The sequence below is a fragment of the Virgibacillus sediminis genome, assembly GCF_042643265.1.
GTDB lineage: Bacteria > Bacillota > Bacilli > Bacillales > Amphibacillaceae > Virgibacillus_O > Virgibacillus_O sediminis.
In genome coordinates this window covers 75,172-86,814 of the sequence record NZ_JBHRRZ010000036.1, presented here as the reverse complement: position 1 = coordinate 86,814, position 11,643 = coordinate 75,172, and the positions used below count along the sequence as shown (strand labels likewise).

The 11,643-nt window shown below is 48.6% G+C and carries 13 protein-coding genes and 1 riboswitch; of the genes, 2 read left to right on the top strand and 11 right to left on the bottom strand.

The genetic code is table 11. The features are described 5' to 3' along the window. Positions 1–224 precede the first annotated feature (224 nt). Positions 225–320, top strand: a riboswitch (guanidine-I (ykkC/yxkD leader). A 66-nt stretch (positions 321–386) separates the two neighbouring features. Then, a complete protein-coding gene (locus ACFODW_RS14150; RefSeq protein WP_390307430.1) occupies positions 387–743 on the top strand; it encodes a DMT family transporter in 357 nt (118 codons plus the stop codon). Then, positions 743–1,063 (top strand): DMT family transporter, encoded by a 321-nt coding sequence (locus ACFODW_RS14145; protein WP_390307429.1) that lies wholly within the window; start codon positions 743–745, stop codon positions 1,061–1,063. The genes ACFODW_RS14150 and ACFODW_RS14145 overlap by 1 nt, the downstream gene beginning before the upstream one ends. 369 nt (positions 1,064–1,432) lie before the next feature. Here the strand turns inward: ACFODW_RS14145 and ACFODW_RS14140 are convergent, their stop codons facing one another. The 11 genes from ACFODW_RS14140 to ACFODW_RS14090 form a co-directional block, all read right to left on the bottom strand. Next, entirely contained in the window at positions 1,433–1,810 is a 378-nt protein-coding gene (locus tag ACFODW_RS14140; protein WP_390307428.1) for an SET domain-containing protein, read from the bottom strand. 134 nt (positions 1,811–1,944) lie between these two features. Further along, complete coding sequence (locus ACFODW_RS14135) at positions 1,945–3,057, bottom strand: NAD(P)/FAD-dependent oxidoreductase (protein ID WP_390307427.1); 1,113 nt, start codon at positions 3,055–3,057, stop codon at positions 1,945–1,947. A 205-nt stretch (positions 3,058–3,262) separates the two neighbouring features. Then, the gene (locus ACFODW_RS14130; protein WP_390307426.1) at positions 3,263–3,442 is read right to left on the bottom strand and encodes a hypothetical protein; all 180 of its coding nucleotides are present in this window, start codon (positions 3,440–3,442) and stop codon (positions 3,263–3,265) included. Continuing rightward, positions 3,439–3,849 (bottom strand): hypothetical protein, encoded by a 411-nt coding sequence (locus tag ACFODW_RS14125; protein WP_390307425.1) that lies wholly within the window; start codon positions 3,847–3,849, stop codon positions 3,439–3,441. The genes ACFODW_RS14130 and ACFODW_RS14125 overlap by 4 nt, the downstream gene beginning before the upstream one ends. Then, positions 3,846–4,922, bottom strand: a complete 1,077-nt coding sequence (locus ACFODW_RS14120) for an ABC transporter ATP-binding protein (RefSeq protein WP_390307424.1) — start codon at positions 4,920–4,922, stop codon at positions 3,846–3,848. The genes ACFODW_RS14125 and ACFODW_RS14120 overlap by 4 nt, the downstream gene beginning before the upstream one ends. Then, the gene (locus ACFODW_RS14115) at positions 4,919–6,661 is read right to left on the bottom strand and encodes an ABC transporter permease (protein ID WP_390307423.1); all 1,743 of its coding nucleotides are present in this window, start codon (positions 6,659–6,661) and stop codon (positions 4,919–4,921) included. Before ACFODW_RS14115 ends, ACFODW_RS14120 begins: the two co-directional genes overlap by 4 nt. Positions 6,662–6,700: 39 nt before the next feature. Further along, positions 6,701–7,726 carry an extracellular solute-binding protein gene (locus tag ACFODW_RS14110; RefSeq protein WP_390307422.1) on the bottom strand — a complete coding sequence of 342 codons (1,026 nt, stop codon included), beginning with the start codon at positions 7,724–7,726 and terminating at the stop codon, positions 6,701–6,703. Next, a complete protein-coding gene (surE, locus tag ACFODW_RS14105) occupies positions 7,719–8,522 on the bottom strand; it encodes a 5'/3'-nucleotidase SurE (protein WP_390307421.1) in 804 nt (267 codons plus the stop codon). Before surE ends, ACFODW_RS14110 begins: the two co-directional genes overlap by 8 nt. Continuing rightward, positions 8,500–9,315, bottom strand: coding sequence for a sugar phosphate isomerase/epimerase family protein (locus tag ACFODW_RS14100; protein WP_390307420.1), 816 nt, complete (start codon positions 9,313–9,315; stop codon positions 8,500–8,502). Before ACFODW_RS14100 ends, surE begins: the two co-directional genes overlap by 23 nt. Continuing rightward, the gene (locus tag ACFODW_RS14095; protein WP_390307419.1) at positions 9,312–10,130 is read right to left on the bottom strand and encodes a PHP domain-containing protein; all 819 of its coding nucleotides are present in this window, start codon (positions 10,128–10,130) and stop codon (positions 9,312–9,314) included. The genes ACFODW_RS14100 and ACFODW_RS14095 overlap by 4 nt, the downstream gene beginning before the upstream one ends. 454 nt (positions 10,131–10,584) lie before the next feature. Then, a complete protein-coding gene (locus ACFODW_RS14090) occupies positions 10,585–11,643 on the bottom strand; it encodes an LLM class flavin-dependent oxidoreductase (protein WP_390307418.1) in 1,059 nt (352 codons plus the stop codon).

Below are 11,643 nucleotides of genomic sequence, written 5' to 3'. Positions count from 1 at the left end.
GGTGATGGCACACCCCCATCTAAAGACCTGTCCAAAACAGAAATGGACTGCGGGCGCTAAGGTACTTTAGAATCCCACTCAAAATCCGAAGGATCTGAGCTTGCGGCTTTAGCCGTGGGAGTGTCAATAGAATCCAACCTCCCCACTTCCGCTTCTCCAATTCCCAGTATTTTTGCCTTGAAATAGATCTCCCTTCTATTTATACTAAAAGATAATTGCATAGCTTACATGTTTTCTAGGGTTCCGCAACTGTTGTTGGACTGGTCCGAGAGAAAACTCGCAGCTTTGCTGCGGCACGGAGGGATAAAAGCCCGGGAGATTATTGTTCACCAATTTCTCCCGGGCTTTTTGCTTTGGAAAGAATAATTTTCGGAGGTGTTGTTCAGATGAATGCAAACTGGATCATGGTAATTGTTGCAGCCCTATTTGAAGTGTTTTGGGTCATTGGATTGAAACATGCAGGCGATTTCTGGAGTTGGACAGGGACAGTCATATCCATTATCGTCAGCTTCTATTTACTGATTGCGGCGGGACGGAAGCTCCCCGTAGGAACGGTCTATGCAGTTTTTGTGGGATTGGGAACAACAGGCACCGTCCTGTCAGAGATTATTCTGTTTGGAGAACCATTCAAATGGAGTAAAATTCTTCTGATTCTCCTGTTACTGGCAGGCGTTATCGGCTTAAAATTAGTTACCGACGATACAGGGGACAACGATACTGGACAGAAGGGAGCTGATTCCTGATGGCATGGATTTCACTGGTCTTGGCAGGGTTATTTGAGATGTTTGGGGTGGCTATGATAAGCAGACTCCATGAGAAACGTAACTGGCAATCCCTGGCCCTGTTGGTGATTGGGTTCGGAGCAAGCTTCGTATTGCTGTCTTATGCAATGGAAACCATCCCTATGGGGACCGCTTATGCAGTTTGGACGGGGATTGGTGCGTCAGGTGGCGCCATCTTGGGGATGCTGTTTTACGGGGAATCCAAGGATTGGAAGAGGATTGTGTTCATTGCTATGATTTTGGGAGCGGCTATCGGCCTCAAGCTAGTTTCTTCCTCTTAATCACCCGATATATACCAATACAATGAAAGAGGCTGGGATAGCCGCTGCGGAAATATGTTTCGCTTTTCCGTGTGCGGCTATCCCAGCCTCTCTGTGCTTATCGGACTGCGGGTCTCGCCTAGGCTTGTGTTCTCGCAGAGGAGTCTGCGCAGATTTTTTCCCCTGCACGAATGTGATATCAGGAGATGAGCAAATTTATCCGCCGCTCAAACGTGATATCAGCTGGTGCGCAAATTTATCGCCAGCACACGCGCAATTTTATCAGCAGCACACGCGCAACATCAGCAGGTGCGCTGATTTATCCGCCGCTCAAACTCGATATCAGCAGAAGCACAATGTTATCGACAGTTCCCTAAACTCTCAGCATATCTATTCCTCATTAAACCATAATGGGTCATTGTTATCGACCTCGCCGTTATAATTGATCAGAATTTCATCTCCTGCTTTTATATCTGTATAGGCGTAGAAGTCAAAGGTGTCGTTGTCAAAATTGATTTCATACCTTGCATTGGGTTCATAGGAATGGTTGAATAGCATTCCATATCCCAGGAGGATAGCGGAGTGATTGATTCCATACTCAAAGGCGTAATCGGCGAGCAATGTTTTCTCAATGTGCTCATGCTCGTCATTGGGATAAGAAAGGACAGGCGCTTCATGGAAAAGCGTCCCTTCTTTGATGTCACGGGAAGCAAATACCCCTCGATTGAACTCTCCATCGCTGAGTGAAGATGTTTTTATTTCGATCATGTTGTTCACCTACTCACTTTTAGAATAACCATCCTAACTGTAACATTAATTTTAACATGGGGCACTTTTTTCTGAGAAAGAGGCTTTACCACCTACACCAAACCGTTCCATAAATTACTGCCGATGGAGACTCTTCAGGCAAACAACCCATTCGGGCTGAAGGCTTCCATGCTGATTTCCGGTTTTCCCCCAATTGCCAGCTTTGCCAGTTGGGCACCAATATACGGCCCGCTCGTCAATCCGGATGCCCCCAGCCCATTCGCAATCAGAATATGATCATGGCCCGAGACCCGGCCGATGACTGGGAGGGAACCAGGTGTGAAGGGGCGGAAACCTACCTTCGTACCTATATAAGAAGCGTCGGCCAAACCAGGAGCCACTCTTAACGCCTTGTCCATCAACTGGTGGACCGAGCCCGCAGTGACACGGGAGTCGAAGGAATCGGCTGTCTCCCTGGTTGCCCCGACAACAATCCTGCCGCCTCCGAACGTAAGCATATAATGATTGAATGGCGGCAGCATGACAGGCCAATCGCTCGTATCAACTCCAGGCATTTGCAAGTGGATAATCTGCGCTTTTTCAAACGTGACGTGCGATTTCATTCCTAGTGGTTCGAATAAAGCGTTTGTCCACGCACCATTTGTGACAATCACTTGGTCTCCGTAGTAGTGTACCCCATCCACGTTTACGCCTTGCACTTCCTGATTGTGAACGAGGAATGAGGCATCCCCATGGACTAATTCAGCCCCTTTTTTCTGTGCCGCCCGAAGCAGGGAACCACTCAAAGCCGCTCCATCCACACGAGCTGCACCTCCAATATGCAAGGCCCGGTAGATATCTGAAACAGGGGGAAACAGCCTTTTTGTCTGTTCGGGGGACAATCGCGTGATCTCCCCCATTTCCGGAGACGACTCCTTCCGTTTATAGGCGAGTTCCATCTTCCGGTCCAATTTTTCCTCGGTATCAAAAATATTCACCGCACCGACTTGTTCGTACCCTGTCTCGCTTTCCCCCTCACGTTTCAGCTCGTCAATAAGCGTGGGATAATATTTGGCACCCCTGATCACGAGCTGATACCATGCCTTATTGCTCCGATTTGTCAGCCACGGACAGACGATGCCTGCCGCATTCCGTGTGGCCTGGCCGGGCTCCTGGCGGTCGATGATTACGATATCCTCGCCCTTTTTTGCTAAATGGTAGGCAGTGGATGCACCAAGAATTCCCGCTCCAATGATGATATGCTTCATAACTCTACACCTTTACTTTCCGACTTCGTCTGCAGCCATTTTATCCAATAGGAAGTTCTTAAGCAATATGTACTGGCAACAGCTGCACTTTATTGACACGGGACTATTGTAACATTCACCTTCAGCTTTATTGGAAAAATAAAACCAAGCCATTATTTATAGTGTGGTGTTATTAGTTGAGGTGCGGAAATTCTCTAGCACCATCTTAATTAAGCCATTTAGCCAACTTCTCTTTTACCTCGTCATGTGAATAATATTCTCCATCATTAAGTACTTTCAAGCCTTTTTCAATCTTTGCATGCACCGAAAGTTCTTTAATAATATCGTCCAAAGTTACATTATTAGGCAGGTCTATAACTCTTATAACTTCTTCTCTCGTACTCATCCAACAACCCCCGAATTTCTTATTATCATAATTATAAACCAAAAACGGCACCAAAATGATGCGCCTGAAACGAAGCCAAAACAAAAACAGCCTCCCTCCAACATATAGAGGGAAGACTGTTTCATAAACAAGTCCAACAGGCGGTCCCAGAAGCTTTCCTCCTCTTCTGCCTCCTCTTGTTTGATGCTTTCCGTTTTAATGACGAATTGCACTGTCTCTACGTTCTCGTTCTTAGAGGAAACAAATGATACGGGATCAAAGTCGGACTTGTCGTATTCGCTGACCATTTCGTCTATTTCCCTTTCAAGCTCTTCCGGCAAATCACTGGTGGAGCCGGCTAATTCTTGGGTTCCATCATGGAGTTCGGCCACTCCGCTTTCCAGATCGGATGTGCCGTCAGTAGTCACCCGCTGATGGCCGGCTGCAGCTGTTCATGCTCATTGTCTGTCTTTAGGGTTAGCGTGACTGTATCTCCCGGCTGAAATCTGGATTCGTAAACAGAAGTGTGTACCGTCCATATTCCATTGTCTGCTTGGACGGTATAGTGGATTTCCTTGCCTTGATATTGGGCGAAGAGCACCTCGCCCCGCAATCCTTCGCTCTTATCCCTGCTTAACAGCCACTGCTCCGGCCGGACTGGATATACTCCTTTCTTTTTCAAAGATTCACTGACTCCTGTATCCTGCCAGCGGACCCATAGATATTCCTCCGGGATAAAATGGTTTCCTTTCCAGGAGCCTTTAACCAGATCACATTTGCCGACGAATTGGGCGACAAACTCGGTTTCCGGCTTGGTATAGATGATTTCCGGGGAGGCGATTTGCTCGACCTTCCCTTTATTCATCACGATGATTTTGTCAGCCATTGCCAGTGCCTCTCCTTGGTCATGGGTGACAAATACAACGGAGGCATTTGTCCGGCGGTGAATGGATTGGATTTCCTTCCGCATCTCCATCCGCAATTCAACATCCAAGGCACTGAGCGGTTCATCCATCAAGAGTACGTTCGGCAGAGCGGCGATTGCCCGGGCCAGGGATACCCTCTGCTTCTGGCCTCCCGACAGCTCGGAAGGATAACGCTGTGCCAATTGCTCCAGCCCCACCATCGTTAGTACATCGTTAATCCTGGCAATCCGGTTCTTTTTCGCCAGCCTTTTGCTGTTCGTGTGATAGCGCAGGGAGAATTCGACATGTTCTGCGACTGTCATATGGGGCCAGAGGGCGAAAGATTGGAACACCATGCCGATATTCCTCTTTTCCGGCGGGATCAGCTGGTGACGGGACCCGACCACAGAACCGTCCATCTCTATCTGTCCAGCTGTCGGCTTCATGAACCCGGCCAGCAATTTCAGCAGGGTGGTTTTCCCACAGCCGGACGGGCCGAGAATGGCGACGAATTCTCCACTGTCAATGGCGACATCAATTCCCTCAAGTGCCGTAAAATCTCCATATTTCTTTGTCACCTGTTGAATATTGATCATTTGTCTTTCAGCACCTTTCTTTCCCAGACTTTGCTGAACAGCAGGAATAATAATCCACCAAGCAAAATGCCCAGCACCAGGGCACTTGAGAATGCCGTGGAATAGGTGGAATAACCGGCTTGTTCATAATTAAAAATGACCACCCCGACGGTTTCTGTCCCGGAAGACCATAACAGGCTGGAAACGGTCAGCTCTGTCAGCACCATCAAGAACACAAGCAGCGCCCCGCCGACCAGCCCGGGAAATAACAGCGGCAGCAGAATGCTTCGCCATTTGGCCCAGCCTTTTGCCCCGGACGTCCTGGCCGCTTCCTCCATCGAAGGGTCCACCTGCATGAATGCCGTGTAGCTTCCCCGTACTTGAAGAATCAAGAACCTTGTCACATAGGCGATGAACAAAATCCAAATCGATCCGTAGATGCCCGGATTCCAGCCCGGGATCGGCTGCATCCACATGAAAATCATCGATAGAGCAAAGACCGTTCCAGGGAGAGCATAAGGAATCGTGATGAACAACTCTGCCGCTTTTGCCATCCAGCCTGTATTTTTATAGCGCAGATAAGCAAACGCCGTACCCGCAATCAAACAGATCACCATGGTGACGAAAGCCAGCTGTAGACTGTTGGATAGGGCTGACATTGCTTTCGAATCGGTGAAAAATACATATTCATAGTTTTTGAGCGATAAATTCTCGAGCGTAAATGGAACGCCATATGCTTGGATAAAGGATAGGGCGGCCATCGTTATAAATGGCACGAGACTTATCAGCAGCAAAAATGTCCAAATGGATATCTCGAGCAACTTTTTACGGAACGGAGTCAGGAAGAAACGCGGTTCCGCATCACTGATGACTGTATCTGTCACTTTACTTTTCCGCAGAAGCAGCCATTGAACCAGGGTCCCGGCAAGTGCAATGACACCCAGGATGACGGACAGCACTGCGGCTTTTGCAAAAGCGGTGGGGCCGAACCTAATTGCCTGTTCATAAATATAGGTGCTGAGAACCCGGATATTTGCCGGAGTGCCTAAAAAGGCAGGAATGCCAAAGTTGTCCAAATTGGATAAAAATGCGAGCAGCCCGCCGCTGGCAATGCCGGGAAGGGCCAAAGGCAGCACCAGCTTCCTCCATACCTGCTTCTTTGAAGCTCCCGAGGTCGCCGCAGCATCTTCCAGGTCACGGGGGATTTTACGGAACACATTCACCGTGAACAAATAGACCAATGGATAATGCGACAATCCCAACATGAAAATGATGCCGCCCATACTATATAGATTCGGCGCTTCCAACTGACCGGGAAGCTGTTGAAAGATAGCTGATACCGGGCCCGATCCGCTGAAAAACTGTGTCCATGCCAAGGTAGTTATGTAAGATGGGATAATAAACGGAAGAAAAATGAATAGCTGCATGATCTTCTTCCCACTGACATGGACATAAGCGATGATCCACGCCATCATGGTTCCGAGCACCAGGGCAAGCGATGTGGAACCGAACACGATCAGCACGGTATTTTGGATCGTCCGCCATGTTGCCCTCTCTTTGAGCACCTCGGTATAATGTGCGAAGGTAAATGCTCCTTCCTCCACAAAACTCAGCCATACAAGCCGCACCACCGGCAGCATGAACAGAAGGAAGACGATCAGGAGGCCAAGCCAGGCATATACATTATTTTTATGGAAAGGAAGGGAGACAGGAGGCAATGTCCTCCCTCTCCTCCTTGGTAACGGTTGATTCGTTATCATTTAATTGTCTCTCCCTTGCCATCATTCATGATCAATCCTCTATTCCTGTCCAAAAATCTCTCCGAATTGATTTTTGTCGGTCTCTCTTCCCTCCAGCAATTCAGCTGTATCAGCTTCCAATACGTCAATCTCTTCCAATGTCTTCAGGCCTTTCGGTGCGTCGATTCCTTCACGTATCGGCGTATAGCCAAGTTCGGATGCAAGCTCCTGCCCTTCCTCCGACAAGATGAAATCGACAAATGCCTTGGATGCTTCTTCATTGTCCGTATTTTTCATAATGCCCACCGGTTCGGTGATGACCGGCACCCCTTCCGAAGGGTAGACGAGTTCAACAGGTGAGCCTTCACTTTTCGCACGGGCCGCAAGATAGTCGACGATCATGCCATAGCTCCGTTCGCCCATGGCCACACCCTCCAGCACCGCGCCATTTCCCTGGGTGATCATAATTTCATTGGCCTTCAAGTTTTCATAGAATTCCCAGCCCATGTCATTCTGTCTAGTAATCACACCGAGATTGTAAGCCGCTGCCCCAGAATAGAGCGGGCTTGGCATGATGGCATTGCCCTTGGCAGCTTCATCCGTCAATATATCCCAGCTGTCAGGAAGCTCGTCCACTTCATTGGTATTGACGATGAGGCCGGTAGCCATTACCTTGGTTCCTGTATATGTACCATCCGGGTCGACAAAGGAATCATCAATTGCCTTTGCTTCCGGAGATTCATAGGACAGAAGCATATCCTCTTCCTTGAAATTTTCAAAGGTGACAGCATCCGCTACCAACAGAACATCTGCCTGAATATCGCCTGCTTCTTTCTCCGCTTGAATCTTAGATACTACTTCCTCCGTACCTGAGCGAAAAATTTCTATGTCCACGTCCGGATATTTCTCCTGGAAGGCACTCACTAATGCCTGAGCATCTTCATCAGGCTGGGACGTATAGAAATGGACTGTCCCTTCCACTCCATCTACCTCTTCCCCTGCACTTGCCTCCTCTTCATTGCTGCCGCATGCGGCAAGGATCAATCCTACTAACAGAACCATGATGCCAATAAGCGATTTACGCATGGGTCGTTTCCTCCTCCTGTATGATTGGTGCTTCTTGGAACATTTTTTCCACCAGTTCCCTCTTTCTTGTCTGCACCTGGCGGAATTCCACCGGCGATACCGTAATATAGCCTTGCTTCAATTTGGAAAAATCACTGTCTTCCATTCCGTCCTCCATACTCGCCCAATTATCCTTCAACCAGTGGAAAGCATTGCCATGCGGGTCATGGAAGCCAGCATACCGGTACCTGGTTATACCCATCTCGAGTGGGAGAACCGCAATGCCCCGGCACCGATGTTTCGGCAGATTGGGAAAGTTGATATTAAGAAACATTCCTTTCGGGAGTTTATGCTGGATGATGGTACGCACTACATCATAAATAAGCGGCCGGACGTGCGATTCTTTTATTTCACTTTCCTGAAAAGCATTCAATGACATCGCAACGGCATGCACCCCATAAAGGGATGCTTCCGCAGCAGCTGCCAGTGTCCCGGAATAGTAAAAATCTCTCCCGACATTAGGACCGGCATTCAAACCGGAAAACACGATATCCGGCTGTTCATCCAACAGGACATCCATGCCCAGCTTCACGCAATCGGCAGGGGTGCCATTCACTGCCCATGCCCCTTTGGCACCTGGGAATATATGCACAGCCCTAGCTTTCAATGGTCTTCTTAATGTAATGGAATGGCTGACGGCACTCTGCTCCTTATCCGGACAGACAATATAGACATCCCCAAAATGCTGCAGCACTTCCACCAACAGCGAGACACCCGGGGCAAATATTCCGTCATCATTCGTAACTAAGATGTTCAATCTTTGTCCTCCTTTGAAAAAATGGGATATTTTCACGGATATACTGTAAATTTTTCCGCAGCCAGATCAAATCCTTGCTGCGGTCCAGCCCTTCCAAAACGACTGGAACATATTTGTTCTGCAAAAAATAGGTCAATGTATCTTTGCCGATGGTACCTTCTCCCAATGGCAGGTGAAGGGTTTGTTTCGTTGCATCACTGATATGGATTTTTCCCACCTGGTTCATTTCCTCGAACACTTCCCGGCTGTCCAGATGGATCGGCACATGGGCCACATCAAATGTCGTCTGCAGATAAGGCGGAAAACCTTCGATAATCCTGTTCATGAGGTGGGCTTCTGTGACAAATTCCTTTGGCTTCTCTTCCATGATTTCCAGCGAAACAACGATGTCCCTTTCCAAGGCATAATCCGTGATCGCTTCCAAGGACAAGGCCAATAGATCTTCATGCAGGGAATAAGCGATCCCAGGCAGTGATAGCCTCCCCGGATGGAAGGTTACATTGTCTGCACCCAGCTGTTCGGCCAAGTCAATAGAGTTCTTCACTTCTTGAATCGACTGCCTGCGGATCCCTTCATTCAGCGCACAAAGGTTGAGATCCCAGCTAGCAGCATGCAGTGTGGCCGTCAAATCAAGTTGTTCCAGCTTTTGATGAATCTCCGCTGGCGTTTCATTGAATCTCCATACATGTTCTGCCCAAATCTCCACTCCATCCATCTGTTCTTCTGCAGCGATCTCCAGCACCGTCCCAAGTGGGTAAGACCATGCTAATGTAGAAGCAAACAGCAGGCTCATAGTGTCAACATCCTCCTTCCCCAATCTGCTACGGTCACTTCTCTGCCAATTCCGACACTTCCAATCGGGTACGGATTCCGTGAAGTAGGGCCATGGAAGTCGCTGCCTCCGGAAATAAGCAGCTGGCAGCTTTCCGCGGATTCCTTCCACTTTCGAATATCCTGCTCGGTATGTTTGGAATGGTAGACCTCTATGCCGTCTAAGCCATGTGCAACCAACTCTTCCAATGGCACCTCAAACTCATATGCCCCAGGATGTGCCAGGAAGGCAAGCCCTCCTGCATCATGTATGAGTTGAATGGCATCTGCCGCTGAAAATGCAGCTCGTTCGGCATAAGCCGGTTTCCCTTTTTTCAATAAGGTGTCATAGGCTTCGCCAGCCGTCTCGAAATAGCCGGCCGCCGCCAATTCCTCTGCAATATGTGTCCGAACCAGCACCCCTTCTCCAGCGCGGTCCAAGCAGGCTTCCAATGTGATCGGATAGTCGAGTTTACAGAGGTTTTCGATGATTTCTCGTCCCCACTTCACTCTTTCTTCCTGTCTCCAGGCGACATGTGCGGTCAGCTTTGGACGATCCGGGTCAAACAAGTAGCCAAGAATATGTAATTCACCCAGCTCACCATCTGTATTTAGTTCAATCCCCGGAATAAGATGGATCCCTTCCTTTGCAGCCAATGGTTTGCCTCGCTTGTAACCCTCAATTGCATCATGGTCTGTGATGGAAATAACCGTCACTTGTTCTTCCTTCGCCGTTTGGATGATTTGTTCCGGTGTCCACTGCCCGTCGGAGTAGATCGAATGTATATGCAAATCCACGGCCTCTCCTCCCTTTCTCTTGGTTCTCTTCCATTATAAAAAAGGAGCATGAGAGCAGTATTAATCCAGTTTTAAGATATGTAAAAGGTTTGTGAATAGGATGATGGATGGAGTAGAGGTAATAAGCGGGTATTCCAGAGGATAAATGTAAAAAAATTTACACTTGGTTATTCCTGCTGTGGACGATTTCTCGTTTGCACTGCTGATTAATTCGTGTTCCCGCCGATTTCCCGCGTGTGCTGCGATTAATTCGTGCTCCCGCTGATTTCCTGCGTGTGCTGCCGATTAATTCGTGCTCCCGCTGATTTCCCGCGTGTGCTGGCGATTAATTCACGCTCCTGCTGATTTACCATCAGTGCCGCCGATTATACCCATTCAAAAAATCCTCCCCAAACATGGGAAGGATTTTTCCTTTCGTACTATATTACAGGCAAATGTCTCCGCTACCGCCAACCTATTTCTCAGCTGTATATTTTCTGATTGCCGGTAAAATTTCTGTGCCGATCAGTTCAATATTTTTCTGTAGCTGCTCAAATGGCATACCGCCGAAATCGATTTGGCCGATATAGCGTTGGTGCCCAAACATTTCATGCTGATAGAGGATCTTTTCAATAATTTCCTGCGGGCTGCCTACATTGATGATGCTATGCGGATCTGCACCTTGGGCAAATAGCTGCTTCGCAAAGCCTTGGCCATTTGTTTTCTTCATCCCTTCATTAATATGAGGGTACATCTCTCTCAGTGCCTGCTGGGAGGTATCGGCCGTATAGAAAAATCCGGCAGTCGAAATCGGCAGTTCTTCTGGATCATGACCTCCACGTTCGGCAGCTTCCCGGTAGGCATCAACGGTCCGCTTGAATACGGAAGCCGGCCCGCCTAAATGCGCCATGAACATCGGCACACCGGCATATCCCGCTTTGATCGCACTTGCCGGTGTTCCGCCCACTGCACGCCATATTGGGAGGCTGCCATTCTTCGGCCGTGGAAGGACCTTGGCATTTCGTAATGGAGCGCGAAATTCACCGCTCCAGTTGACCACTTCCTCTTCATTGATCTGCCGCAACAATTCAAATTTCTCCTCATATAACTCCTCATAATTACGAAGGTCATAGCCCAAGAGTTCAAATAGTCCGACTCTTGATGCCCGGCCGGCAACAATTTCCGCCCGGCCATCGGAGATTAAATCGAGTGTCGCAAAATCCTCATAGACACGGACAGGATCAGAGGTACTGATGATGGTTGAGGAGCTGGCAATTTTGATGTTCTCCGTCACCTGGGCAATGGCGGACAGCACTACCGAGTGTGCCTGTGTGGCGAAGTATTCCTGATGGCTCTCACCTACACTGAAAAAATCGATGCCTGCCTGATCGGCCAGCTTCGCATATTCGATGATTTCACGGATCCGCTCCCCCGCAGAAATCCGTTCACCTGTTGCCGGATTTGGCAAGTGGTCACCGAGGGTATATATGCCGAACTCCAGCCCCTTGCTTTTATCGATTCGATATTTCTCCAT